The sequence below is a fragment of the Serratia sp. LTN-2 genome (genome assembly GCF_059740205.1).
The window spans coordinates 323,444-347,830 of record NZ_JCAXDO010000003.1 but is presented as its reverse complement, the minus strand read 5'-3'; the positions used below and the strand labels follow the sequence as shown (position 1 = coordinate 347,830).

The following is a 24,387-nucleotide window of genomic DNA, read 5'->3' as shown; positions in this document are numbered from 1 at the left end:
GCCGGCGTAACGTTACGCCGGCATGGTTATTCTCGGCTCTGCAGGCTCCTCACCGCATCACCCACTCCTTCACCGTTTCACGCGCACCGCGATCGCGCAGCGATAAATAGGCTTGCGTCACCGCTTCGCTAAACGCCGCATGCGCCGCCAGCGTTTCGCCGAATACCGATTTCAACGCCAACAGCGCCGCTACGCGCCGTCGATCGTCCGGCGTTGCGGCAACCGTCTGCAGCAGCATGTCTGCCAGCGGATCGCGAATGTCGATCGGCTCACCGGCGTCATCGACGCCGCCGACGTAACGCATCCAGCCCGCCACGCCCAACGCCAGCCCGCTATAGTCGCCGCCGTGCCGCAGATGCCAGCGCACGGCATCCAGCAGGCGCTGCGGCAGCTTCTGCGTGCCGTCCATGGCGATCTGCCAGGTGAGGTGTTGCAGCGCCGGATTGCTGAAACGCGCGATAAGCTGTGCGGCATAGTCGGGCAGGCTGATGCCGGTGACGCTCAGCGTTGGCGCCTGTTCATCCAGCATCAACCGCAGGGCGGCGCGGCGGTAGTGCTCATCCGCCATGCACTCGTTGATATAGCGATAGCCGCCCAGGTAGCCTAGGTAAGCCAGGAACGAGTGGCTGCCGTTCAGCATGCGCAGCTTCATGTGTTCAAACGGCAGCACATCGCTGACCAACTGGGCGCCGGCCAACTCCCACGCCGGGCGTCCGGCGGCGAAGTGGTCTTCCACCACCCATTGAATGAAGGGCTCGCAGGCGATGGCGCATTCGTCGCGCACGCCGCCCAGCGCGGCGGCGATCTCATCCAGCGTGGTCGGCGTGGCGGCCGGCACGATGCGATCCACCATGGTGCAGGGGAAGGTAGCGGCGCTGGCGATCCAATCGGCGAGCGACGGATCCCGCGCCTGCGCCAGATCGAGCACCGCCCGGCGCAGCACATGGCCGTTCTCCGGAATATTGTCGCAGGAGAGCAGGGAGAAGGCGGGCAGGCCGCGTTCGCGCCGCAGCCGCAGCGCTTCCACCAAAATGCCGGGCACGGTCTGCGGCTGATGCGGCCACGCCAGATCGGCGACGATCCCCGGATGCTGTCGATCCAGTCGCCCGCTGCCGGGTTCGATGCAGTAGCCTTTTTCGGTAATGGTCATCGAGACGATCGCCACCTGCGGTTCGGCCAGCTTCTCCAGCACCGCGGCGATGCCCTCCAGCTTGCGGTGCAGGCTCTCACGCACCGCGCCGATCACGATGGCCTGATGGCCGTCCGCGCCTTTCTCCAGCACGCTGTACAGATGATCCTGCTGTCGCAGCGCCTCAAACAGCGGCACGCCGCCGGACAGACTGATCTCGCAAATGCCCCAGTCACCGCCTTGGGCGTTCAGCACCCGATCGGTCAGCAGCGCCTGATGCGCGCGGTGGAACGCACCGAAACCAAGGTGCACGATGCGGCTGCGCAGGGCTCGGCGGTCATAGCTCGGTTGCCGGACGGCGCCCGGCAGCGGGGTGTTGGCGATCGTTTTCATCTCATCTCCAAAGCCTGTAAGACAGCTGGTTGGCCCCTTGCGTCAAGTTAGCGGACCAGTTTGTCGCCCTATCAACAAGGGCGCGCTGACGATATAAAACTGCGGCCAGTGTAGAGCTGTCAGCCAGTCAAATAAATTGGCCTGTCCAAAATAAGCCAGATTCGTGAAGTGGATCAACCAATCAAGGGTTCGGTTTTGACAGTGGAGGGCGAAAGAGTAAGGTAAAGATAGCTGACATCTAAATTAAACTGGTATAACAGCATTGCGGTGCGAGACAGGCATAAGGATAAAACATGGAACAAACATGGCGTTGGTATGGCCCGAACGATCCGGTCTCTTTGGACGACGTACGTCAGGCCGGGGCGACCGGGGTGGTGACGGCGCTGCACCATATCGCGAACGGCGAGGTCTGGCCGATCGACGAGATCCGCGCGCGGCAGGCGCTGCTGGCGGAAAAGGGGCTGGTGTGGTCGGTGGTGGAAAGCGTACCGGTGCATGAGGAGATCAAAACCCACAGCGGCGACTGGCGGCGGCATATCGCCAACTATCAACAGACGCTGCGCAACCTGGCGGCCTGCGGCATCGACACCGTCTGCTACAACTTCATGCCGATCCTCGACTGGACGCGCACCGATCTGGCCTATCCGCTGCCGGACGGTTCCAAAGCGCTGCGTTTCGATCAGACCGCCTTCGCCGCGTTCGAGCTGCATATCCTGCAGCGCACCGGCGCCGAGGCGGACTATACGTCAGAGGAGCGCAGTCAGGCGGCGGCCTATTTCGCCGCCATGAGCGAGGAGGAAAAAAACCGGCTGACCGGCAACATTATCGCCGGGCTGCCGGGAGCGGAAGAAGGTTATACGTTGGAGCAGTTTCGCCGGCGGTTGGCGGAATATGACGGCATCGACAAGGCGCGGCTGCGCGAGAACATGGCGGTCTTTCTGCGCGCCATCGTGCCGGTGGCGGAAGAGGCCGGCATCCGGCTGGCGGTGCACCCCGACGATCCGCCGCGGCCGATCCTCGGCCTGCCGCGCATCGTTTCCACCCTAGAAGACATGCAGTGGCTGAAACAGACCGTCGACAGCCTTCATAACGGTTTCACGATGTGCACCGGTTCATACGGCGTGCGCGCCGACAACGATCTGGTGCGGATGATTGAAACCTTCGGCGATCGCATTCATTTCACCCATCTGCGCGCCACCTGCCGCGAGGAAAACCCGAAAAGCTTCCATGAAGGGGCGCACCTGCAGGGCGATGTGGACATGGTGGCGGTGATCGAAGCGATCCTGACCGAAGAGTTGCGGCGGCAACGGGCGGGCGATCGGCGGCCGATCCCGATGCGCCCCGATCATGGGCATCAGATGCTGGACGATTTGAAAAAGAAAACCAATCCGGGCTATTCGGCCATCGGGCGGTTGAAAGGGCTGGCGGAGCTGCGCGGCGTCGAGCTGGCGCTCAAGCGGCGCTTTTTCCCGGAATTGCCGTAGCGGAAAGTGACACGGGGCCGAGCATCGGCCCCGTAGGCGCGACTAGTCGGCGCGGCTCATATAGCGGCGTTCGGCGATATGAATGCGGATCTTGTCGCCGGCGCTGAGGTATTCCGGCACGTGGATCACCAGACCGGTCGCCATGGTGGCCGGTTTGTTGCGGGCGCTGGCGGAGGCGCCTTTGATGCCCGGCGCGGTCTCGACAATTTCCATATCCACGGTTTGCGGCAGCTCCAGCGCCAGCACCTGGCCATCCAGCGTCAGCACCTGCATGCCCGGCAGGCCGCCTTCCGGAATGAACAGCAGTTCATCTTCGATCTGGTCTTTCTTGAAGATGTACGGCGTGTAATCTTCGTCGTCCATGAACACGTATTCTTCACCGTCGATATAGGAGAAGTTCACCTTGCGGCGCGACAGGGAAATGGTGTCCAGGATATCGTCGCCCTTGAAGCGTTCTTCCACTTTCAGGCCGGTGCGCACGTCGGAGAAGCGCATTTTGTACAGGGTGCTGGCGCCGCGGGCGCTCGGGCTCTGCACGTCGATATCTTTTACCAGCAGCAGTTTGCCGTTGTAGCTGATCGCCATGCCGCGCTTAATTTCGTTAGCTCTTGCCATTTCAATTCATCCGCAATGAAGAGTATTAGAGAAGTTGCGACAAGGTACTCGCGCCGCCGATTTCAGGCAAGAGCCCGGCGTAAAAACAGTGCAGGAAAGGGAGAGCAGGCGCTCTCCCTTCAAGGATTACTGGAAGACCGGCAGCAGGCCGAACAGCGACAGGATATGCGCGGCGGCGTTGATCAGCCCGAACAGGATGACGAACAGAATCACGGCGCGGCCGCCCGGTGCGCGGTAACCCGCCTGCGGGTAGCGGCGGCGGCTGGCGCGCGCCATCAGCGCCGGCACGATCACCGCCCAGATGGTGGCCGCCAGCCCGGCGAAGCCGATGGCGTACAGGAAGCCGTTCGGGAACAGCAGCGCGGCCAGGGTCGGCGGCACGAAGGTCACCAGGGCGGTCTTGCTGCGCCCGACGGCGTCGTCCTTGAACTTGCAGAAGTCCGCCAGATAATCGAACAGGCCCAGCGACACGCCGAGGAACGAGCTGGCCAGCGCCATATAGGAGAAGGCGTTCAGCAGTTGACTGACGGTCTGGCTGCTGGAGACGTTGCCCATTTGCTTGAGCAGGCTGCCGATATTGCCGCCTTCGGCGATCACTTGTTTAAAGGCGTCGCGCGCGATATTGCCCTGAATCACATACTGCCACAGGATGTAGATAGCCAATGCCAGCAGGGTGCCGTACACCAGGCTGCGCACCACGGAGCCGCTGTCCTTGTGGTAGTACTTCACCAGCCCGGGAATGTTGCCGTGGTAGCCGAACGAGGTCAGCAGGTAAGGCAACGCCGCCAGGGCATAAGGCAGGTAGCTGGCCCGATCGTCGCCGCTGTTGAACAGCACCGCAGGCTGCACGTGGGTGAACATGTCGCCCACCGACATCACGAAGGTGATCACCATGCCGCCGATCAGAATGGTGCTGAGGCGATCGACCGCGCGGGTGGAGAGCCAGACGATAAATGCCACCACCAGTGCGAACACCAGGCCGGCGGTAGTCTGGCCGACGCCGACGATGCCTTCCAGCGTGTGGGCGATGATCGAGCCGCCGGCGGAGATATAGGCGTAGGTCAGGATGTACAGCACGAATGCCACCGACAGGCCATTCACGGCGTTCCAGCCTTTACCCAGCAGATCCTTGACCATGGTGTTGAAGCTGGCGCCGCTCGGGTAGTGCAGCGTGGCTTCGAGGATCATCAGGCCGGACAGCAACATGCAGGCCCAGGTATACACCAGCAGCGCGACGGAGCCGCTGAACCAGACACCGGAAGTGACGATCGGAATGGAAAACATGCCGGCGCCAACGGCGGTACCGGCAATGATCATCGCGCCGCCGAGGACGGAAGGGCGGGCCAGCTTCTGGATGGTGTCCGTAGACATGTGTGCTCCTGAAAGAGGTTCTTTTGTACTAGCTCAATGGTACATGGGTGTATGACGCATGTAAAGCAGGGGGATTGCACGTTTCACGCGTTTTTATCTTTAAAATGAGATGTTTTGGGCGTTTATTCGCCACGTGGCTAAATAAACCGGCGCCAAGCCGCCGCGAGAAGTGTGTAAAGATCGCCGAGCCGCAGGGATTCTGCTGGCAGCCGCCGCGCGCGGCTGCTATTGTCGCGCTTCTTTTCCCCAGCCCACCAGGAGTAGCGCTGATGGACTGTCGCAGCGACTGCGGCGCCTGCTGTATCGCGCCGTCAATATCCAGCCCGATCCCCGGCATGCCGAACGGCAAGCCCGCCAATACCCGCTGCATTCATTTGGATGAACAGCTGCGCTGCGGCCTGTTTCACTCGCCGCTGCGGCCGAAGGTGTGCGGCAGCCTGCAGCCGAGCCGCGACATGTGCCACGATCACCGCGATCAGGCGTTGATCTATCTCGCCAGGCTGGAAGCGGACACTGCGCCCTAAGCCTCCTTCAGCTTCCACAGACACAGCGTCGCCCCTGCCGCCATCGCCAGCGCGGCGTAAAACACCGCATGATAGCGCCAGATTTCCGCCACCGCGCCGGCGAGGGCGCCGGCAATGATCCAGCCCACCCGGATGGTATTGGTGAACAACGTGGTGGCGGTGCCGGCCTGACCGGGCATCAAATCCTGGAAATAGAGCATGCCGATCCCCGCCAGCACGCCGATAAACGCCGCATTCAGCAGCTGCAGAGCGATCAGTTGCCCGCTGCCGGTGATAAACAGCAGGCCAGCGTAGAACAGCACGCCGGCGACCACCGCCACGCGCATCAGGAAACGCTTGCCGCAGCGTTTCGCCGCCAGCCCGGCGAGCAGCATGATGGGGATCTCCAGCCCGGCGGCGGCGCCCATCAGTATCCCGGCCAGCCGTTCCGGCAGCCGCAATTCGTGCACCACATACAGCGGCATCGTGATCAGGTACATGCTGTTGGCGGTCCACATCAGGGTGCAGGCGGCGAACAGCAGCAGCGAATCGCGGCGATGTTGGCGCGGCGCGGCCAGCGGGGCGCCCGCCGCCACGGCCTTCGGCATCGAAGGCAACCGCTGCCACACCAGCAGGCCACACAGTACAAAGACCGCCGCGCCCGCCAGATACAGGGTTTTGAAGCCGAATCCCAGCGCCAGCGCAAAGGCGATCGGCGGACCGATCACCCAGGCGAGGGAGACCTGGGCGCGCATGATGGAGGTGAACATCACCGCCTCGCGTCCGGAGCGATCGGCGTGCTCGCGCGCCAGCGCAAACATCTGCGGGTTAGCGGTGGAACCGAAGCTGGTGAGCAGTACGCCGACGAGCAGCAGCAGGTAATAGTTGCGGCTCCAGGCGAACAGCGTGAACCCCAGCGCGCCCAGCATGCAGCAGAGGAAAATCAGTGATTTGCGGTCGCCTTTTTTATCCGAACGGCCGGCGAGAAACTGGCTGACCAAAATGCCGATCACCGCGCTTCCGGTAAAGAACAGCCCGACCAGCGCCGGCCGCACCTTAACCTCGGTTTCCAGAAACAGACTCAGCGTCGGGGTTTGCAAAGCGCCGGCGATGCCGGTCAGGAACGCCACCGCCAAAAAGGCCAGCGAAGTGAGGTCGGGCGCGCGTCGCGTTACTGCGGATGAAGTCGGCATGGCGGTTGAGAATTCGTCGAAAAAGGGAGGTCGCGCGCATCATACGCCCGTTGAAAAGAAACGCAAACCGCTATCCAGCGGCGTAGGGTAAGCGAATATTTCGCGCGGCGACGAGAAAAAAGGGGCGCACCGCGCCCCGGATACTTGCCGATAAATCAGGCGCCTTGTGGCACCGCGTGCGCGGTGTTTTTCAGCGCCGGCCCCTGATACTTCTCGATCTGCAGCTGTGCCATCTGCCCGCAGTTGCCCTGCGCCAGGCTGGAAGAGCCGATGTCGAAGGTCAGGCAGTTGACGTTGCCGTTCTTGCACAGCGAGCCGGGCTGCGCCGGATCGGCCGGATCGAACCAGGCGCCTTCGCTGATGCGCACCACGCCGGGCCGCACGTCTTCACTGACCACCGCGCCCACCAGGATCTGGCCGCGATCGTTGAACGCCCGCACCAGATCGCCGCCGCTGATGCCGCGCGGCTGCGCGTCCTGCGGGTGGATCAGGATCGCTTCACGGTCCGCCACCGCGTATTTCTCGCGCAGTGGCGTGTTGTCGAGCTGGGAATGCAGCCGGTTGGTCGGGTGCGCGGTATTGAGCGACAGCGGATATTTGGCCGCTTCCGGCCCGCGGTACCACTCGTGCGGCGGCATCCAGGTCGGGATGCCGGGGCAATCCGCATAATGCATTTTGGCGATGGCGTCGGAGTAGATCTCGATCTTGCCCGACGGCGTGCCCAGCGGGTTCAGCAACGGGTTGTCGCGATAGTCGGCAAAGCGCACCCACTGCGTGTTGGCCTCCGGCACCGGGAAACGCACGTAGTTATTGGATTGCCAGAACATGTCGAACGGCGGCAGCGCCACCCGCGCGGCGCGCGCCTGGTTCTTCATGTCGTCGTACATGCCTTTCAGCCACTGGGTTTCATCCTTGCCCTCGGTGAAGGCATCCTGCACGCCCAGCCTGGCCGCCATCGCCGAGAAGATGTCGAAGTCGCTGCGCGACTCGTGCTGCGGCGGCACGCATTGATGCATCGGGAACACGTAGAGCTGCGAATAGTCGCCGCCCATCTCCAGATCGTTGCGCTCGTAGCTGGTGGTGGCCGGCAGCACGATGTCGGCATGCTTGGCGGTGGCGGTCCAGTAAGGCTCGTTGACCACGATGGTGTCCGGCCGCTGCCAGGCTTTGACCAGGTTATTGGTGTCCTGATGCTGGTGGAAGGTGTTGCCGCCCGCCACATACACCATTTTCACCTCGGGGTAGGTGACCTTGGCGCCGTTGAAGTCGATGGTTTTGCCCGGATTGCTCAGGCATTCGGCGATGCGCGCCACCGGGATCGGCGCCGGCGAGTTCTTCGGCGCGTTGCCGGCGGAGATGCCGGCGATGATGCCGCCTTTGGCGGTCGGGCTGCCGCCGGAGGAATAGTGGTAGCTGAAGCCGAAGCCGCCGCCCGGCAGGCCGATCTGGCCGAGCATCGCCGCCACCGTCACCAGCAGCCAGTGCTGCTGTTCGCCGTGGTGCTGGCGCTGAATGCCCCAGCCGCCCATGATCATGGTGCGGTGTTTCGCCATCTCGCGCGCCAGTCCGCGCAGCGTATCGGCATCGACGCCGCTGATGTCGGCCGCCCATTCGGCGGTTTTCGCTACGCCGTCGCTCTCGCCCAGCAGGTAGGCCTGGAACTTGTCGAAGCCGACGGTGTAGGTTTTCAAGAAGTCCGGGTTATGCAGCTTCTCGGTCAGCAGCGTGTGGGCGATGCCGATCAGCATCGCGCCGTCGGTATAAGGACGCGGGGCGATCCACTGTGCATTGACGAACTTGGCGCTGTCGCTGTGCACCGGATCGATGCTGATCACCCGGGTGCCTTTCTTCTTCAGCGCCTCGAAGCCGGTCTGGCCGACGTGATCCGGCACGTTCCAGCTGTTTTTCAGCGTGACCATCGGGTTGCAGCCCCACAGGATCACCAGCTCGCTGTTCTCGATCACGTTCGGCCAGGCGGTCTGCTGCTCGTAGACCTCCATCGAACCGACCACGTGCGACATGATCACCTGCGCCGCGCCGGTGGAGTAGTCGCCGGCGTAGCCGAGGAAACCGCCGGTCAGGTTCATCAGGCGCTGCAGCAGCGTGCGGCTGTTGTGCAGCATGCCGACGCTTTTCCAGCCGTAGGAACCGGCGTAGATCGACTGCGGCCCGTGATCTTTTTGCAGGCGAACGATCTCATTGCACACCAGCTCGGTCGCTTTGTCCCAGCTGACGCGCACCCACTCGTCGCGGCCGCGCAGTTCGGTGCGGCTGCCGGGGCCGCCCTCCAGCCAGCTTTTGCGCACCATCGGGTATTTGATGCGGTTCTCGGCGTGCACCTGATAAGGCGCCATGGTGATCAGCTCATTCGGATACGGATCGTCCTGCACCGGCTGTACGCCGACCATCTTACCGTCTTGCACGATGGCTTCAAACGCGCCCCAGTGAGCGCCGGTCAGAATGCCTTTCTGCGCCTGACGCAAGACGATGAACTGCGGCAGCGCTTCGCTGATGGCCTGCGCCAGCGCCGCTTTGGGCCATAAGCCCGCCAGCAGCGGGGCGGTGGCCAGCGCGGCGGCGCCGGTCAGGAAGCGGCGGCGGCTCATGGTTAACGGTTGTTGGTTGCTCATTGCGCTTCTCCCTTAAAGCTTGGCCGGTGCGGCAGGTGGCATGTCGCTGGCGTGTTTTTGTACGTATTGCGTCAGCACGCGCAGCTGTTCCTGCGTCAGCGAAGTGCGCGGTGCCATGCCTTTGATGACGCCGATCCATTGGTTGGCGTTGAAGCGATCGAGCGCGGTCAGCCCGTGGCAGCCGGTGCAGTTGGCCGACATCATGTCTGCGGCGTAGCGCCAGATTTTTTGCTGATCGTCAATCAATTGTTTGCGTGGCAGCCACACCTGCAGAGAAACCTGATGCCAGACCAGGCCGGTTTCCGCATCGGTCTGGGTGGCGGCGGTCTTCAGCTGTTGGCGTGCTTCCTCCCCCAGCAGCACGCTGAGGATGCGTTTGCCCTGCGCGGCGTAGAACACTTCGCTGACCCCGTCCTGCTGCCAGCCGCTGACGGTGGCCAGCACTTTGTCGCCATCCTGCTTGACCACCTGCACTTCGGTGGACGGCATCAGGTTGCCGGCGTTATGGCTGTCGTCCGCGCTGAGGAAGAACGGCTCGGTGGCGATGGTGTAGAGGGTGGTGGCGTCCGGAGCGGTCAACGCCGCGGCCTTCGCCAGCTCGGCGGCGCCGGCCTGGGTTTCGCCGCTCATGTCCGGCAGGATATGCGCCACGCCCTTGTGGCAATCGATGCAGGTTTCGCCCTGTTTGATCGCCACCGGGTGCTGCAGGCGCGCTTCAGGGCGCTGGGCGGTGATATCCATGGCGTCGTAGCTGTGGCAGGAGCGGCAGGTGGCCGAGTCGTTCTCTTTCAGCGTTTTCCAGACTGACTGCGCCATCGCCAGCTTGTGCGCTTCGTATTTCTCCGGCGTATCGATGGTGCCGACCATCTCGCCGTAAATGTCTTTCACCGCGCGGATTTTGGTCCACAGATAATCGATCGGCTGGTGCGGCACGTGGCAGTCGGCGCACTCGGCGCGGATGCCCTTGGTGTTCTGGAAGTGGACGCTGCCCTGATATTCGGCCAACGGTTGTTGCATGGTGTGGCAGGAAACGCAGAAGGCGGTATCGCTGGTTTTATGGAATACGGTGGCGGTCCCGGCCAACAGCGCCGCGCCGAGGATAATCCCCAGCAGCAAAAGCCATAGCCATCCCCACCGACGCTTTTTTTCAAAGCCAGTCAGTTTTTTGCTCATGGTAAACCCGCTTATAATTATGAATTTAAAATAAAATCTTGCCAAAAGGCCGCCGACCGGAGGTCAGAATGCCACGTCGATTGCAGGGATAATGATAGAAGAGGGTTAACCCCATAGGGTTATCCGTAGTCAAAAAAATGGCGTATATCGCAAAAAATAGCGTTATATTCTAATTTATATAACGGTGGGGCGATGCGGCAGGGGAAGCGAGCGCAGCACGCGCTCGCATTGGATCAGACCGCTGGCAGGTAGGCCTGGCCGCTCAGCCACAGGCGGATAGCGGTGCGGCTGGCTTCGAAATGGGGTTCCGGCAGGGCGTCAGGCGCGCACCAGCGCCACTCGGCGCATTTCTCGGGTTCTTTCAGTTCGGCTGCGCCGCCGGGGTGGGCCACCTGCAGGCAGATAGACACCGTGTGTTTGCCTTCGGCGCACCAGGTCTGCAGATTGTTGCTGACGCCCACGAAGCGCGGCGGATCGATGAGCAAGCCGGTCTCTTCGGCGATTTCGCGCTGGGCGCACTGCTCGAAGGTCTCCCCGGCCTCCAGATGGCCGCCGGGAATCGACCAAAAGGGCGCGTGGGAACCGCAGCGTTTGCCCAACAAAATCTCGCCTTGCGGGTTGACGATGATCACCCCGACGCCCGTCACTACGTTCATGCTTTTCTCCGTCAGCAAAGTTTCAGCACCAGTATGTCATTTTGCCCCGGCGCTGACCAATGCGCCGGCGAAAGTGTGCGTAAGCTCAAAAATCTGCAATGGCGAAAGGGAGAAAACTTGCTTTCGCCTTGCGCTGCTCACACACTCCTTGAAACGTTTCAGCGTTATCCCGCCGCTTGTGGTCAGCGGATAGCGCTCCTTTTTCTCAATGAAGCTGAAACGATTCAATTCAGCAGGAGAGGAGAATCATGTTCCAGTTGTCACCGCAAGACATTCATCTGGGCGCTGCGGCTGCCGGTAAGCAGGAGGCCATCCGTCAGGTGGCCGCCGCCCTGACCGAAGCCGGCTGCGTCAGCGCCGGCTATGTAGACGGCATGCTGCAGCGCGAACTGCAGACGTCCACCTATCTGGGCAACGGCATCGCCATTCCGCACGGCACCACCGATACCCGCGATCTGGTGTTGAAAACCGGCGTGCAGGTGTTTCAGTTCCCGCAAGGCATCGCCTGGGGAGAAGGCCAGACCGCCTATGTGGCGATCGGCATCGCCGCCCGTTCCGACGAGCATTTGGCGCTGCTGCGTCAACTCACCCACGTGCTGAGCGATGACAGCGTAGCGGAGCGGTTGGCGAAAACCACCTCTGCGGAAGAGCTGCGCAGCCTGTTGATGGGCGAGCAGCAGAGCGCCGAATTCCAGTTCGACGTCTCGCTGATTGCGCTCGACGTCGCGGCCGACAGCCTGATGACGCTGCAGGCGCTGAACGCCGGTCGGCTGCAAAAGGTCGGTGCGGTCAATGCGCAGTTCGTCAGCGATGTCATCACCCGCAGGCCGCTGAACCTGGGGCAGGGTATCTGGCTGAGCGACAGCGTTGAAGGCAACCTGGCCAGCGCGGCCACCGTCAGCCGACCGGCGCAGGCTTTCGTGGAAGACGGCGAGCCGGTGGCGCTGCTGCTGACGGTGTCGGTCGCCGACGCGCAGCCGCTGGCGGTGCTCAATTACCTCAGCGATCTGCTGCTGGCCAATAAAGCTGAACGCTTGCTGAAGGCGGATGCCGCTGGCGTGCTGGCGCTGCTGACCAGTGAAGTGGCCGAGGAGAGCAGCGTGCTGAGCGCCGAGTTCGTGATCCGCAACGAGCACGGTCTGCACGCGCGGCCGGGCACGGCGCTGGTTAACGTGATCAAAAGTTTCAACAGTGACATCACCGTCACCAACCTGGACGGCAGCGGCAAGCCGGCCAACGGGCGCAGCCTGATGAAGGTGGTGGCACTGGGCGTGAAGAAAGGGCACCACCTGCGCTTTACCGCCAATGGAGAAGATGCTGAAGCCGCGCTGAAGGCGATCGGCGAAGCGATTAATGAAGGACTGGGCGAGGGCGCAGCATGAGCAGAAGGGTAGCAACGATCACCTTGAACCCGGCGTACGATCTGGTGGGTTTCTGCCCGCAGATCGAGCGCGGGGAAGTCAACCGGGTAAAAACCGCCGGCCTGCACGCTGCCGGTAAGGGCATCAACGTCGCCAAGGTGTTGAAGGATTTAGGCATCGACGTCACCGTCGGCGGCTTCCTGGGCAAAGACAATCAGGACGGTTTCCAGCTGCTGTTCAGCGATCTGGGGATCGCCAACCGCTTCCAGGTGGTGCCGGGCCGCACCCGCATCAACGTCAAGCTGACGGAAAAAGACGGCGAAGTGACCGACTTTAACTTCTCCGGCTTCGAAGTGACGCCGCAGGACTGGGATCGCTTCGTCAGCGACTCGCTGAGCTGGCTGGGCCAGTTCGATATGGTGGCGGTGAGCGGCAGCCTGCCGGCCGGCGTCGATCCCGATGCGTTTACCGACTGGATGACCCAGCTGCGCGCCAAGTGTCCGTGCATCATTTTCGACAGCAGCCGCGAAGCGCTGGTCGCCGGGCTGAAGGCCTCGCCGTGGTTGGTCAAACCGAACCGCCGCGAGCTGGAAATCTGGGCCGGCCGCCCGCTGCCGGCGCTGGCGGACGTGGTTGAGGCCGCGCATGCGCTGCGCGAGCAGGGCATCGCCCACGTGGTGATCTCCCTCGGTGCGGAAGGCGCGCTGTGGGTTAACGCTTCCGGCGCCTGGATCGCCAAACCGCCGTCCTGTGAGGTGGTCAGCACCGTGGGTGCCGGCGATTCGATGGTCGGCGGCCTGATTTACGGCCTGTTGATGCGCGAATCCAGCGAACACACCCTGCGTTTGGCCACGGCGGTAGCGGCGCTGGCGGTCAGCCAGAGCAACGTCGGCGTGACCGATCGTCCCCAGTTGGCCGCGATGATGGCGCGCGTCGATCTGAAACCTTTCAATCAATAGCAGGAGGCAGAATGAAAACGCTGCTGATGGTAGACAGTTCGTTGGGGCAGGCCCGTGGCCACCTGGCGAAACGCATGCTGGAGGCTGCCGCGGCCAAAACCGGCCTGACGCTGGTCGAGTCGCTGCAGGATGCCGAACTGGTGGTGGTGGCAGGGCAGACTGCGCCTGCTGACGCCGGGCTGAACGGCAAATTGGTGTATGTGGGTGAGGTAGAGCAGGCGGTGCGTGAACCGGAGGCTTTTCTGGCACGGGCCAAGGCCGAAGCTGAAACCTATCAGGCGCCGCAGGCGGCGGCGGTGAAAGCCGCCGGGCAAAAACGCATCGTGGCGATCACTGCCTGCCCGACCGGCGTGGCGCACACCTTTATGGCCGCCGAAGCCATTGAAAGCGAAGCGAAGAAGCGCGGCTGGTGGGTGAAGGTGGAAACGCGCGGCTCCGTGGGCGCCGGCAACGCTATCACTCCGGAAGAAGTGGCGGCGGCGGATTTGGTGATCGTCGCGGCGGACATCGAAGTGGATCTGGACAAATTTGCCGGTAAGCCGATGTATCGCACTTCGACCGGCCTGGCGCTGAAGAAAACCGCCCAGGAGTTGGACAAGGCGCAGGCCGAGGCGGAAGTGTTTCAGCCGCAGCAGCGCGGCAACGCGGCGCCGGCGGCGAAAAAGAAAGAGGGCAACGGCCCGTATCGCCACCTGCTGACTGGCGTGTCTTACATGCTGCCGATGGTGGTGGCAGGCGGGTTGTGCATCGCGCTGTCGTTCGTGTTCGGCATCAAGGCGTTTGAAGTCAAAGGCACGCTGGCGGCGGCGCTGATGCAGATCGGCGGCGGCTCCGCCTTCGCGCTGATGGTGCCGGTATTGGCCGGTTTCATCGCCTTTTCCATCGCGGATCGTCCGGGGCTGACGCCGGGCCTGATCGGCGGCATGCTGGCGGTGAGCACCGGCGCCGGTTTCCTCGGCGGTATCATCGCCGGCTTCCTGGCGGGTTACGTCGCCAAGGCGATCAGCAGCAAGCTGCGCCTGCCGCAAAGCATGGAAGCGTTGAAGCCGATCCTGATCATTCCGCTGGTTGCCAGCCTGATCACCGGCCTTATCATGATTTACGTGGTCGGCACGCCGGTGGCGAAGATCATGGAAGGCCTGACCCATTGGCTGCAATCGCTGGGCACCGCCAACGCAGTGCTGCTGGGCGCAATCCTCGGCGGCATGATGTGCACCGACATGGGCGGCCCGGTGAACAAAGCGGCCTACGCGTTCGGCGTCGCGCTGCTCAGCTCCTCGGTGTATGCGCCGATGGCGGCGATCATGGCGGCGGGCATGGTACCGCCGCTGGCTATGGGGCTGGCGACGCTGCTGGCGCGCCGCAAGTTCCCGAAATCTGAACAGGAAGGCGGCAAGGCGGCGTTGGTGCTGGGGCTGTGCTTTATTACCGAAGGGGCGATTCCATTCGCCGCCCGCGATCCGATGCGCGTGCTGCCGTGCTGCATTGCCGGCGGGGCACTGACCGGCGCGCTGTCGATGGCCTTCGGCGCCAAATTGATGGCGCCGCACGGTGGGCTGTTCGTGCTGCTGATCCCGGGCGCGATTTCGCCGGTGCTGTTGTACCTGGTGGCGATCGCTGCAGGCACGCTGCTGGCGGGGGTGGCGTACGCCCTGCTGAAACGTGCTGAAGCGCCGGTAGCCGCCGCGGCGTAAGCCTTGCCGATACCGCAAAACGCGCAGCCTCGAGCTGCGCGTTTTTGTTTGTGCCTTAGTCGGTTAGCACGATTTACCCCTGGTCAAAAATCACAATGCTTTCTACGCTGATAGCGCGACTTTGTTCCTGCGAACAAGGAATGACTCAAGGAGATTCATCAGTGGCTAAAAAAGTGGCGATCGTACTGACATCCGGTTTCGCCGATTGGGAATACGCGCTTATCGCCGGCGTTGGCGGGCCGTTTTATGGCTTGGAGGTGGCGTTTTTTGCGCCGCAGGCCGGAAAGCTTCGCTCACAGGGCGGGTTGACGGTAGAGGTGGCTCGCGGCGTTGCCGAATTGGCGGATTGGTGCCCCGAGGTGCTGGTGGTGGTTGGCGGCACCCTGTGGGAAACCGAACGGGCGCCGGACATCAGCGCGCTGCTCAACGAGCAGCTGCAACGCGGTGCGACTGTGGCGGGCATTTGCGGCGGGACGCTGGCGTTGGCGCGGGCCGGCCTGTTGAACGGCAGGGCGCACACCTCCAACGATGCCGAGTTTTTGACGCGTCATGTGGCGGGCTATACCGGGCAGCGCCGTTTCGTTGCGAGCGCCGCCGCCGTGGCGGATGACCGAGTCATTACGGCGCCGGGATCGGCGCCGGTCAGCTTTACCACCGCGGTGTTCAGGGCTGCGGGCCTGGATGAAGAAACGCTGCGTCAGTTCAGCGCCATGCTGGCGGCGGAGCACGCGGTGAAGGAAACCGCCCGCGCTTAGGCGAGCGGCCAGGGGAGGGTTACTGCTGCGCCTTCAGCCAGGCGATCTCTTCGGCCCAGATATCCGGGTTTACGGTTTCCAGAATCAACGGAATATTGTCGAAACGCGGATCGCGCATGATGTAGCTGAACACCGTTTTGCCGATGTTGCCTTCCCCCAGGCTGTGGTGGCGATCGACGCGGCTGTTGAACTCGCTCTTGGCGTCGTTCAGGTGCATGCCGCGCAGGTAGTTGAAACCGACGATGTCGCCAAGCTGCTTAAAGGTACGCTCGCACTCTTCTTCGGTGCGCAGATCGTAGCCGGCGGCGAAGGCGTGGCAGGTATCGATGCAGACGCCGACGCGGCTTTTGTCTTCCACGCCGTCGATGATCGCCGCCAGGTGTTCGAATTTGAAGCCCAGATTGCTGCCCTGGCCGGCGGTGTTCTCGATCACGGCCGTCACGCCGGCGGTTTTATCCAGCGCGATGTTGATCGATTCGGCGATGCGCGCCAGGCACTTGTCTTCATCGATTTGCAGCAGGTGGCTGCCTGGGTGGAAGTTCAGCAGCGTCAGCCCCAGCTGTTCGCAACGCTGCAGCTCGTCGATAAACGCTTCGCGCGATTTTTCCAACGCGTCGGCCACCGGGTGCCCAAGGTTGATCAGGTAGCTGTCGTGCGGCAGGATCTGCCCCGGCCCGAAGCCGTACTGGGCGCAGGCGCTCTTGAACTTATCGATCACGTCGGCGGCCAGCGGCGCGGCCTTCCATTGACGCTGATTTTTTGTGAACAGGGCGAACGCGGTCGCCTCCAATTCGTGCGCGCGGATAACCGCTTGATCCACGCCGCCTGACGCGCTGACATGTGCACCGACAAACTTCATCTTCATTCTCCTGTGTTATCGGTGACATTATGGCATTGATGGCGGGCGGAATAAATGCGGCCCGCCGAAGCGGGCCGCAGAAGGGGAGATTAGAACCAGTGTTGCACCAGCTGATTTATCGCGGCGCCGCCGACCAGCAGCCAGACGAACAGTAGCGTAGCCAACAGAATCGGTTTCATCCCGGCCTGGCGCACGGCGCTGATGTGGGTGGTCAGCCCCAGCGCCGCCATCGCCATCGCCAGCATCCAAGTGTCGGCGGTGATCAGGTGACGCACCAGCGTGGCCGGCAGCAGGTTGAAGGAGTTCAACCCGGCGACGGCGATAAACAGCACGGCGAACCACGGAATGGTGATGGCGGATTTTTCCGCCTTGCCTTCGCCGCCGCGGCTGATGTAGCCCGACAGCAGCAGCAGGAACGGTGCCAGCATCATCACGCGAATCATCTTGGCGATCACCGCCGCGTTTTCGGCGTCAGGCCCGATGGCGTGCCCGGCGGCGACCACCTGAGCCACTTCGTGAATGGTGGAGCCGGCGTAGATGCCGAAGGTTTCCTGGCTGAACGGCAGCCACTGGAAGTGTTCGTTCAACTGGTACAGCCACGGGTAGGCGAAGATCGCCAGGGTGCCGAACACCACCACGGTCGAGACCGCCACCGCCACTTTGCTGGAGTCGGCCTTCAGCACCGGCTCGGTGGCCATCACCGCCGCCGCGCCGCAAATGCTGCTGCCGGCGCCGATCAGTATCGCGGTCTGGCTGTCGATGCCGAACACTTTTTTGCCGAGCCAACAGGCCAGCAGGAAGGTGGTGGTCAGGGTCAGCGCGTCGATGATGATGCCGCTGGCGCCCACGTCGGCGATCTGCTGAAAGGTCAGCCGGAAGCCGTAAAGGATAATACCCAAACGCAGCAGACGCTGTTTAGCCAGCTGTACGCCGCTATGGCAAGCGGTTTGCCAGCGCGGATACAACGTGTTGCCCACCAGAATGCCGAGCAGGATCGCCAGCGTCAGCGCCCCCAGCCCCAGCTCCGCCACCCAGGGAATATCGCCGGCCCAGACGGCCAGCGCGGTGAGCGCGCCGGTCAGCAGCAGCCCTGGCACCAGCCGCGGCAGGCCGAACAGCGGAAAGCGTCGCTCGGGATAAGTGTGAGTGGTATCAGTCGCCATAAAAGTCAGTCCTTCAGTCTGTTTCTTGCCGCTAAGAGTACGTTTGGGCTGAATAAAAGAGAAATTGATTATATATTTATAACCTATCTGAATAAGTGGTATGTGTTCAGACATTGGCATAAAGCCGCATTGCGGCTAGGGTGAGGGAGGCGCGGCGAGCCGCCGTCAATTTTCCAACTGAACAGGAGCAGGCGATGGATATCGACGATCAACGCAGAGAGCAGATAGACCTGGAAGTGGGCCGCGCGGTGCGGCGTTTGATTGAAGAGAACAAAGCGGTCGATCGCGATCGCCTGGTGGCGATGCTGCAATTAATACAGCGGGACGAAACCGGCACGCCGCGCGAGGCGGTGCTGGCCGCCGCGGCGCAGCTGGTCGCTTTGGGCAAGTAACGCCGATCGGGCCGTAAACCGGGTGGCCTGATCGGGTCGCCCACATCATGTCGACATCATATTTTGGTTCTCTGACGGAACCTTCTTTCAATACCGGGACAGCTATGCATATCACGTTGCGTCAACTGGAAGTCTTCACCGAAGTGCTGAAAAGCGGTTCGACCACTCAGGCCTCGGTGGTGCTGGCGCTGTCGCAGTCGGCGGTCAGCGCGGCACTGGCGGATCTGGAGGGGCAGCTGGGCGTGCAGCTGTTCGATCGCGTCGGCAAACGGCTGGTGATCAACGAACATGGCCGGTTGCTGTATCCCAAGGCGCTGGCGTTGTTGGAACAGGCGGGGGAGATCGAGCAGCTGTTTCGCCATGACGGCGGGGCGCTGCGCATCGCCGCCAGCAGCACCATCGGCAACTACATGCTGCCGGAGATGATCGCCCGTTACCGCCGGGATTTTCCGGCCGCGCCGCTGGAGCTGAATGTCGGCAACAGCCAGGACGTGATCGTGGCGGTGGCGGATTTTCGCGTCGATCTGGGATTGATCGAGGGGCCTTGCCATATGCCGGAGCTGGTGACGCAGCCGTGGCTGGAGGACGAGCTGGTGGTGTTCGCCGCGCCGGATAACCCGCTGACCCGTGAGCCGCCGACGCTGGAGGCGTTGGCCAATGCGCCCTGGATCCTGCGCGAGCGCGGTTCGGGCACTCGCGAGGTGCTGGATCATCTGCTGTTGGCGCATCTGCCGCATTTCCAGCTGGTGATGGAGCTGGGCAATTCCGAGGCGATCAAGCACGCGGTACGGCACGGTATCGGCATCAGCTGCCTGTCGCGGCGGGTGGTGGCCGAACAGCTGGCCAGCGGCGCGCTGGTGGAACTGCCGCTTCCGCTGCCGCCGCTGCGTCGCACCCTGTACCTGATTCGCCATCGGCAAAAGCACATCTCCAACGCGTTGCAGCGTTTTCTCAGCTATTGCGCGCTGTAATCGGCAGCGCGTCACGCCTTCTATCGCCGCGCAGGCCTGAAAAAGCATAAAAATCTGCGCGCGCTCACATTAATGAGAGTAAGTAAGGCCATAAGGGCCGCGGCTAATAATTGCCTCTGAATTATGAAGCTATCTTATATCAGTGCAATGTTGCTAGTTCACCGGCGGGTATTTGTTACAATCCGCCCTCATTTTTCGAAGAGCAGATAGATAGGGAACGAATGGCTCAGCAGGATATAAAAACATCGGGGCAGCAAGCACCCGGATTGCGCCGCGAGCTGAAAGCCCGGCATTTGACCATGATCGCCATCGGCGGCTCCATCGGCACCGGTCTGTTCGTCGCCTCGGGCGCCACGGTTTCTCAGGCAGGCCCCGGCGGGGCACTGTTGTCTTACGCTCTGATCGGTTTGATGGTGTATTTCCTGATGACCAGCCTGGGCGAACTGGCGGCCTTTATGCCGGTCTCCGGTTCATTCTCCACCTACGGCGCCAAATACGTGGAAGAAGGCTTCGGCTTCGCGCTGGGCTGGAACTACTGGTACAACTGGGCGGTGACCATCGCGGTTGACCTGGTGGCCTCGCAGTTGGTGATGAGTTACTGGTTCCCGGACACGCCGGGTTGGATCTGGAGCGCGCTGTTCCTCGGCCTGATGTTCCTGCTGAACTACATTTCGGTGAAAGGGTTCGGCGAGGCGGAATACTGGTTTGCGCTGATCAAGGTCAGCACCGTGATTATCTTCATCGCCGTCGGCGTGCTGATGATCGTCGGCATTCTGAAGGGCGGCGAACACGCCGGCTGGCTGAATTGGACGATAGGAGACGCGCCGTTCGCCGGCGGCTTCTCGGCGATGATCGGCGTGGCGATGATCGTCGGCTTCTCGTTCCAGGGCACCGAACTTATCGGCATCGCGGCCGGCGAGTCGGAAAACCCGGGCAAAAACATCCCGCGCGCGGTGCGTCAGGTGTTCTGGCGTATCCTGCTGTTCTATATCTTCGCCATTCTGATCATCAGCCTGATCATTCCGTACACCGATCCGAGCCTGCTGCGCAATGACGTGAAAGACATCAGCGTCAGCCCGTTCACCCTGGTGTTCCAGCATGCCGGCCTGCTGTCGGCGGCGGCGGTGATGAACGCGGTGATCCTGACGGCGGTGCTGTCCGCCGGTAACTCGGGTATGTACGCGTCTACCCGCATGCTGTTCACTCTGGCCTCGGAAGGCAAGGCGCCGCGCATCTTCGCCAAGCTGTCGAAAGGCGGCGTGCCGCGCAACGCGCTGTATGCGACCTGCGTGGTGGCCGGCCTGTGCTTCCTGACGTCGATGTTTGGCAACCAGTCGGTTTATCTGTGGCTGCTGAATACTTCGGGCATGACCGGCTTCATCGCCTGGTTGGGCATCGCCATCAGCCACTACCGCTTCCGTCGCGGTTACATGCTGCAGGGGCGCGATCTGAACGACTTGCCGTACCGTTCCGGGTTCTTCCCGCTGGGGCCGATCTTCGCCTTCGTGCTGTGCCTGATCATCACCCTGGGCCAGAACTATCAGGCCTTCCTGCAAGACAAGATCGACTGGTACGGCGTGACCGCGACCTACATCGGCATCCCGCTGTTCCTGCTGATCTGGTTCGGCTACAAGCTGTCGCGCGGCACCCGTGTGGTGAAGTACAGCGAAATGGAATTCCCGAAGATGGACGTGAAGTAATTTTCGGTGAGTGATACGCGGCGGGGGCTCCCGCCGCGTTTTATGTTACTTTTTCCCGCCTTTGGCTTCCGCCAGCGCCTGCTGTGCCGAGCTCATCAAACTGTCCACCGTCGCGTAATCCTGCGTCAACGCCAGAATGCCGGCGCTAAGCTGCATGTTCACCTCGCCGAACGCGCCAAAATCGTAGGGCGCCTCCAGTGGCGGCACAATGCGCGCCAGGAACTCGCTTTCCGCCCCGTAGGGCAGATCGTGCACCAGAATCAAAAACAGACCGCCGGTATAGCGGCAGACGTAGTCGCTGGGGCGGATCAGCGTCTTGAGGCGTTCGCCGACGGTGCGCAGTACGTCGTCGCCGATCTGGACGCCGTGGCTTTGGTAGAGCGCTGCCAGCGGGCCGAATTCAAGAATGAACAGGTGGGAGATCGGCTGCGTCGAACCGGGGCGGCAGATGCTGCGCATCACCGCTTCGCCCCCCGCGCGGTTGAGGAAGCCGGTCAGGCGATCGCGGTGTGACGCCAGCTGCTTTTCCCACGCCAGCGTGACGCGCTGCACCAATTGGCGGTGATAGCGAGCGATCATGCCATGGGCCAGCACCAGCCACAGCGGGGCGAGATCCGCCAGGATAAACAGGTTTTGCACCCGTGACAGCGGGGCCGCCAGCAGATAGGGCAGCGTCAGTACGATCACTTCAAGCAGCGCGAAGCGCGGGGCGGCGGCGTGACGCTGCATCAGCCAGCAGGCCAGGGCGGTGATCGTCAGACCGGCGAACAGGATCAGCACGAAGCGGCCCGACAGCATCGCCAGGGCCGCGCTGGCGCCGACCAGCAGCGCCCACAGCAGCACCGTCACCAGCATGGCGTTCGGCCAGGCAGGCTGACGTCGGCGCGCCAGCCAGGCGCGCCCGGCGGTCAACAGCAGCAACAGCAGCAGCAAGCCGATGCCGATCGGCCGCTGGCTCAGCCAGGCGTACCCCACCAGCAGCGCGGCCGGCCCCGCGGCATTCAGCCAAGGGGTGAGAGGAGAGGGCGTCAACGTGAGCCGCAGCTGGCGTTGAAACGGCTCGTCATCGGCGTGCAGCGGGCTGTATAACAGCCAGTTCAGCAGCGCAGGACGTTTGGGCGTTACCGCCGGAGATGGACTTCTCATTACTGCCTCGTCAATAAGGCCGCTCTTGCGGCAGCCTGAAGTTTTTTGCACGCGCGGTGCCGTGGTTCTGGATTCTATGTGGTTTTTTCGTGTTTTGTCAGAGTCTGGTCGGATCAGGAATAATTTTCAGAATAATTAACCTAATGGCGGTGAAGGGAGGAAACGCGAGGGGTTGAAAAATGGCGAGTAAAAACAAATTATTACATTTCGACAACGCCGTTTTCACCTATTGATATGATTGATAAGTATTATCGTTTGTTTTATTGTTAACGGCTGCGCGCGGGCGGTCTGCGCGCAATTTCCGGTTCACGGCGGCCGCTTTCGCGCCGCTGTCATCATGGTTGCAACAGGTATCTTAACTAATGAGCGTATCCACCGATCCCATGACTGAAGCCAAGGGGCAACCCGACGCCGGCGTGATGGGGCGTTATCAGCATATTCTTCGCCATCGCCTGTTGATGATGGGCGTGTTGGCACTGGCGATCCTGGGCTCGCTGCTGCTGGATTTCACCATGGGGCCGTCCGGCCTGTCGCTGGCATCCTTATGGCAAACGCTGCTTGACCCCGCCGCGGCCGACGCCGGTACGCGGGTGATCGTCTGGGATATCCGCTTGCCGTATGCGCTGATGGCGGTGGTGGTGGGCTTTGCGCTCGGCCTGGCCGGGGCGGAAATGCAGACCATCCTGAATAACCCGCTGGCCAGTCCCTTTACTCTCGGCGTGTCTTCCGCCGCGGCCTTTGGCGCCGCGCTGGCGATCGTGCTCGGCATCGGCATTCCGGGGATTCCCGATCAGTGGTTCATCTCCGCCAACGCCTTTATCTTTGCGCTGTTCGCCGCGTTGATGCTCGACGGCATCACGCGCTGGACGCGGGTCGCCACCTCCGGCGTGGTGCTGTTCGGCATCGCGCTGGTGTTTACCTTCAACGCGCTGGTTTCGATGATGCAGTTCATCGCCAGCGAGGACACGCTGCAGGGGCTGGTGTTCTGGACCATGGGTAGCCTGGCGCGCGCTTCATGGGACAAGCTGGGCATTCTGTTCGGCGTGTTCGCCGTGCTGCTGCCGCTGTCGATGATGAGCTCGTGGAAACTGACGGCGCTGCGCCTGGGTGAAGACCGGGCGGTGAGCTTCGGCATCGACGTGCGTCGTCTGCGGCTGACCACGCTGCTGCGCATCAGCATTCTCTCGGCGCTGGCGGTGGCCTTTGTCGGGCCTATCGGCTTTATCGGCCTGGTGGCGCCGCATATCGCCCGCATGATCTTCGGCGAAGATCACCGCTTCTATCTGCCAGCCAGCGCGCTGATCGGCGCTCTGGTGCTGTCGATGGCCTCGGTGGCGTCGAAAAACCTGGTGCCTGGGGTGATCATTCCGGTGGGTATCGTGACGTCGCTGGTCGGGGTGCCGTTCTTCCTGAGCATTATTCTGCGCCACCGGGGGAACGTATGAACCAGGGCTTGCGGATAGAAAACTTCTCGGCGGGCTACCCGAAACGCCAGGTGATTGACGATCTCTCGGTGCCGATGCTGCCGCGTGGGCAAATCACCGTGCTGCTGGGGCCGAACGGCAGCGGCAAATCGACGCTGCTGCGTTCACTGGCCGGGCTGAACCCGGCGCAGGGCAAGCTGTGGCTGGACGACGGCGATCTGATGCAGATGCCGTTCGCCCGTCGGGCGGAGAAGGTGGTGTACCTGCCGCAGTCGCTGCCCGCCGGGGTGCATCTGCACGTGCTGGAGTCGATCATCGTGGCGCAGCGCGCCTCGGGCGGCCGCAGCAACGCCGGCAGCGAAGCGGAAGTGATGGCTTTGCTGGAACAGCTGGGCATCGCCCACCTGGCGCTGAGCTATCTCGATCAGCTGTCCGGCGGCCAGAAACAGCTGGTGGGGTTGGCGCAGTCGCTGATCCGCCAGCCTTCTCTGCTGTTGCTGGATGAGCCGCTGAGCGCGCTCGATCTCAACTATCAGTTCCACGTGATGGATTTGGTGCGCCGCGAAACCCGCAAGCGCAACATCGTGACGGTGGTGGTGGTGCATGACATCAATATCGCACTGCGTCACGGCGACCACGTGCTGATGCTGCAGGATGGCGATCTGATCGCCGACGGCGCGCCGGATCAGGTGATTACGCCGCAGAGCCTGGCGCGGGTCTACGGCGTGCGCGGGCGTATCGAACGCTGCTCGCAGGGCACGCCGCAGGTGCTGATAGACGGCTTGGTAAATCAGCCGACGATTTAATCCAGAAAAA

At 62.5% G+C, this 24,387-nt stretch carries 21 protein-coding genes; 11 read left to right on the top strand and 10 right to left on the bottom strand.

All coding sequences use genetic code 11. From position 1 onward, the window contains the following. Positions 1–49 precede the first annotated feature (49 nt). Positions 50–1,522 (bottom strand): mannitol dehydrogenase family protein, encoded by a 1,473-nt coding sequence (locus AC6BYQ_RS08800; protein WP_498056729.1) that lies wholly within the window; start codon positions 1,520–1,522, stop codon positions 50–52. A gap of 293 nt (positions 1,523–1,815) precedes the next feature. Here AC6BYQ_RS08800 and uxuA point away from each other — a divergent pair, with 293 nt between their 5' ends. Then, entirely contained in the window at positions 1,816–3,006 is a 1,191-nt protein-coding gene (gene uxuA / locus AC6BYQ_RS08795; RefSeq protein ID WP_498056728.1) for a mannonate dehydratase, read from the top strand. A 42-nt stretch (positions 3,007–3,048) separates the two neighbouring features. On the opposite strand, the gene yeiP is transcribed toward uxuA, so the two are convergent. Further along, complete coding sequence (gene yeiP, locus AC6BYQ_RS08790; protein ID WP_004935725.1) at positions 3,049–3,621, bottom strand: elongation factor P-like protein YeiP; 573 nt, start codon at positions 3,619–3,621, stop codon at positions 3,049–3,051. A 126-nt stretch (positions 3,622–3,747) separates the two neighbouring features. Then, positions 3,748–4,992 carry a tryptophan permease gene (gene mtr, locus AC6BYQ_RS08785; protein ID WP_019453628.1) on the bottom strand — a complete coding sequence of 415 codons (1,245 nt, stop codon included), beginning with the start codon at positions 4,990–4,992 and terminating at the stop codon, positions 3,748–3,750. A 269-nt stretch (positions 4,993–5,261) separates the two neighbouring features. On the opposite strand from mtr, the gene AC6BYQ_RS08780 reads away from it, so the two are divergent. Further along, on the top strand, positions 5,262–5,516 hold the full coding sequence (locus AC6BYQ_RS08780; RefSeq protein WP_019453627.1) for a YkgJ family cysteine cluster protein: 255 nt from the start codon (positions 5,262–5,264) through the stop codon (positions 5,514–5,516). Here the strand turns inward: AC6BYQ_RS08780 and AC6BYQ_RS08775 are convergent. From AC6BYQ_RS08775 to AC6BYQ_RS08760, 4 genes are all read right to left on the bottom strand, one after another. Continuing rightward, positions 5,513–6,688 carry a sugar efflux transporter gene (locus tag AC6BYQ_RS08775; RefSeq protein WP_498056727.1) on the bottom strand — a complete coding sequence of 392 codons (1,176 nt, stop codon included), beginning with the start codon at positions 6,686–6,688 and terminating at the stop codon, positions 5,513–5,515. The genes AC6BYQ_RS08780 and AC6BYQ_RS08775 overlap by 4 nt on opposite strands. A 155-nt stretch (positions 6,689–6,843) precedes the next feature. Beyond that, the gene (gene torA / locus AC6BYQ_RS08770) at positions 6,844–9,318 is read right to left on the bottom strand and encodes a trimethylamine-N-oxide reductase TorA (protein WP_197668051.1); all 2,475 of its coding nucleotides are present in this window, start codon (positions 9,316–9,318) and stop codon (positions 6,844–6,846) included. Positions 9,319–9,330: 12 nt separating this feature from the next. Continuing rightward, positions 9,331–10,491: a NapC/NirT family cytochrome c gene (locus AC6BYQ_RS08765; RefSeq protein WP_025160185.1), complete on the bottom strand. Its 1,161-nt coding sequence runs from the start codon at positions 10,489–10,491 to the stop codon at positions 9,331–9,333. A gap of 233 nt (positions 10,492–10,724) precedes the next feature. Further along, positions 10,725–11,147 carry a nucleotide triphosphate diphosphatase NUDT15 gene (locus AC6BYQ_RS08760; protein ID WP_498056726.1) on the bottom strand — a complete coding sequence of 141 codons (423 nt, stop codon included), beginning with the start codon at positions 11,145–11,147 and terminating at the stop codon, positions 10,725–10,727. A 248-nt stretch (positions 11,148–11,395) separates the two neighbouring features. Here AC6BYQ_RS08760 and fruB point away from each other — a divergent pair, with 248 nt between their 5' ends. The 4 genes from fruB (at position 11,396) to AC6BYQ_RS08740 (ending at position 15,916) form a co-directional block, all read left to right on the top strand. Further along, positions 11,396–12,529, top strand: a complete 1,134-nt coding sequence (gene fruB / locus AC6BYQ_RS08755; protein ID WP_435980805.1) for a fused PTS fructose transporter subunit IIA/HPr protein — start codon at positions 11,396–11,398, stop codon at positions 12,527–12,529. Beyond that, entirely contained in the window at positions 12,526–13,467 is a 942-nt protein-coding gene (gene fruK, locus AC6BYQ_RS08750) for a 1-phosphofructokinase (RefSeq protein WP_004935702.1), read from the top strand. The genes fruB and fruK overlap by 4 nt, the downstream gene beginning before the upstream one ends. An 11-nt stretch (positions 13,468–13,478) precedes the next feature. After that, complete coding sequence (gene fruA, locus AC6BYQ_RS08745; protein ID WP_019453619.1) at positions 13,479–15,161, top strand: PTS fructose transporter subunit IIBC; 1,683 nt, start codon at positions 13,479–13,481, stop codon at positions 15,159–15,161. 161 nt (positions 15,162–15,322) lie between these two features. Then, a complete protein-coding gene (locus AC6BYQ_RS08740) occupies positions 15,323–15,916 on the top strand; it encodes a DJ-1/PfpI family protein (protein ID WP_498056725.1) in 594 nt (197 codons plus the stop codon). Between the two features lie 19 nt (positions 15,917–15,935). Here the strand turns inward: AC6BYQ_RS08740 and nfo are convergent, their stop codons facing one another. Beyond that, the gene (gene nfo, locus AC6BYQ_RS08735; RefSeq protein ID WP_019453617.1) at positions 15,936–16,775 is read right to left on the bottom strand and encodes a deoxyribonuclease IV; all 840 of its coding nucleotides are present in this window, start codon (positions 16,773–16,775) and stop codon (positions 15,936–15,938) included. 89 nt (positions 16,776–16,864) lie between these two features. Further along, complete coding sequence (locus tag AC6BYQ_RS08730; protein ID WP_154746531.1) at positions 16,865–17,938, bottom strand: YeiH family putative sulfate export transporter; 1,074 nt, start codon at positions 17,936–17,938, stop codon at positions 16,865–16,867. Positions 17,939–18,132: 194 nt separating this feature from the next. Between AC6BYQ_RS08730 and AC6BYQ_RS08725 the strand changes: the two genes are divergently transcribed. From AC6BYQ_RS08725 to AC6BYQ_RS08715, 3 genes are all read left to right on the top strand, one after another. Next, the gene (locus AC6BYQ_RS08725; RefSeq protein WP_019453615.1) at positions 18,133–18,330 is read left to right on the top strand and encodes a hypothetical protein; all 198 of its coding nucleotides are present in this window, start codon (positions 18,133–18,135) and stop codon (positions 18,328–18,330) included. A 104-nt stretch (positions 18,331–18,434) separates the two neighbouring features. Continuing rightward, entirely contained in the window at positions 18,435–19,301 is an 867-nt protein-coding gene (gene yieE, locus AC6BYQ_RS08720) for a DNA-binding transcriptional regulator YeiE (RefSeq protein WP_063919734.1), read from the top strand. A gap of 221 nt (positions 19,302–19,522) precedes the next feature. After that, a complete protein-coding gene (locus AC6BYQ_RS08715) occupies positions 19,523–21,001 on the top strand; it encodes an amino acid permease (protein WP_498056724.1) in 1,479 nt (492 codons plus the stop codon). A gap of 45 nt (positions 21,002–21,046) precedes the next feature. Here AC6BYQ_RS08715 and AC6BYQ_RS08710 read toward each other — a convergent pair whose 3' ends face one another. Further along, the gene (locus AC6BYQ_RS08710; protein ID WP_063919733.1) at positions 21,047–22,147 is read right to left on the bottom strand and encodes a GGDEF domain-containing protein; all 1,101 of its coding nucleotides are present in this window, start codon (positions 22,145–22,147) and stop codon (positions 21,047–21,049) included. A 362-nt stretch (positions 22,148–22,509) separates the two neighbouring features. Between AC6BYQ_RS08710 and AC6BYQ_RS08705 the strand changes: the two genes are divergently transcribed. Continuing rightward, positions 22,510–23,592, top strand: a complete 1,083-nt coding sequence (locus tag AC6BYQ_RS08705; protein ID WP_025160187.1) for a FecCD family ABC transporter permease — start codon at positions 22,510–22,512, stop codon at positions 23,590–23,592. Continuing rightward, positions 23,589–24,377 (top strand): ABC transporter ATP-binding protein, encoded by a 789-nt coding sequence (locus AC6BYQ_RS08700; protein WP_019453610.1) that lies wholly within the window; start codon positions 23,589–23,591, stop codon positions 24,375–24,377. Before AC6BYQ_RS08705 ends, AC6BYQ_RS08700 begins: the two co-directional genes overlap by 4 nt. Positions 24,378–24,387 lie beyond the last annotated feature (10 nt).

What these genes read in the sequence shown, in the direction of transcription:
- AC6BYQ_RS08800 (WP_498056729.1), bottom strand. Translation starts at nt 1,522, where the DNA reads ATGAAAACGATCGCCAACACCCCGCTGCCGGGCGCCGTCCGGCAACCG.
- uxuA (WP_498056728.1), top strand. Translation starts at nt 1,816, where the DNA reads ATGGAACAAACATGGCGTTGGTATGGCCCGAACGATCCGGTCTCTTTG.
- yeiP (WP_004935725.1), bottom strand. Translation starts at nt 3,621, where the DNA reads ATGGCAAGAGCTAACGAAATTAAGCGCGGCATGGCGATCAGCTACAAC.
- mtr (WP_019453628.1), bottom strand. Translation starts at nt 4,992, where the DNA reads ATGTCTACGGACACCATCCAGAAGCTGGCCCGCCCTTCCGTCCTCGGC.
- AC6BYQ_RS08780 (WP_019453627.1), top strand. Translation starts at nt 5,262, where the DNA reads ATGGACTGTCGCAGCGACTGCGGCGCCTGCTGTATCGCGCCGTCAATA.
- AC6BYQ_RS08775 (WP_498056727.1), bottom strand. Translation starts at nt 6,688, where the DNA reads ATGCCGACTTCATCCGCAGTAACGCGACGCGCGCCCGACCTCACTTCG.
- torA (WP_197668051.1), bottom strand. Translation starts at nt 9,318, where the DNA reads ATGAGCAACCAACAACCGTTAACCATGAGCCGCCGCCGCTTCCTGACC.
- AC6BYQ_RS08765 (WP_025160185.1), bottom strand. Translation starts at nt 10,491, where the DNA reads ATGAGCAAAAAACTGACTGGCTTTGAAAAAAAGCGTCGGTGGGGATGG.
- AC6BYQ_RS08760 (WP_498056726.1), bottom strand. Translation starts at nt 11,147, where the DNA reads ATGAACGTAGTGACGGGCGTCGGGGTGATCATCGTCAACCCGCAAGGC.
- fruB (WP_435980805.1), top strand. Translation starts at nt 11,396, where the DNA reads ATGTTCCAGTTGTCACCGCAAGACATTCATCTGGGCGCTGCGGCTGCC.
- fruK (WP_004935702.1), top strand. Translation starts at nt 12,526, where the DNA reads ATGAGCAGAAGGGTAGCAACGATCACCTTGAACCCGGCGTACGATCTG.
- fruA (WP_019453619.1), top strand. Translation starts at nt 13,479, where the DNA reads ATGAAAACGCTGCTGATGGTAGACAGTTCGTTGGGGCAGGCCCGTGGC.
- nfo (WP_019453617.1), bottom strand. Translation starts at nt 16,775, where the DNA reads ATGAAGTTTGTCGGTGCACATGTCAGCGCGTCAGGCGGCGTGGATCAA.
- AC6BYQ_RS08730 (WP_154746531.1), bottom strand. Translation starts at nt 17,938, where the DNA reads ATGGCGACTGATACCACTCACACTTATCCCGAGCGACGCTTTCCGCTG.
- AC6BYQ_RS08725 (WP_019453615.1), top strand. Translation starts at nt 18,133, where the DNA reads ATGGATATCGACGATCAACGCAGAGAGCAGATAGACCTGGAAGTGGGC.
- yieE (WP_063919734.1), top strand. Translation starts at nt 18,435, where the DNA reads ATGCATATCACGTTGCGTCAACTGGAAGTCTTCACCGAAGTGCTGAAA.
- AC6BYQ_RS08715 (WP_498056724.1), top strand. Translation starts at nt 19,523, where the DNA reads ATGGCTCAGCAGGATATAAAAACATCGGGGCAGCAAGCACCCGGATTG.
- AC6BYQ_RS08710 (WP_063919733.1), bottom strand. Translation starts at nt 22,147, where the DNA reads ATGAGAAGTCCATCTCCGGCGGTAACGCCCAAACGTCCTGCGCTGCTG.
- AC6BYQ_RS08705 (WP_025160187.1), top strand. Translation starts at nt 22,510, where the DNA reads ATGAGCGTATCCACCGATCCCATGACTGAAGCCAAGGGGCAACCCGAC.
- AC6BYQ_RS08700 (WP_019453610.1), top strand. Translation starts at nt 23,589, where the DNA reads ATGAACCAGGGCTTGCGGATAGAAAACTTCTCGGCGGGCTACCCGAAA.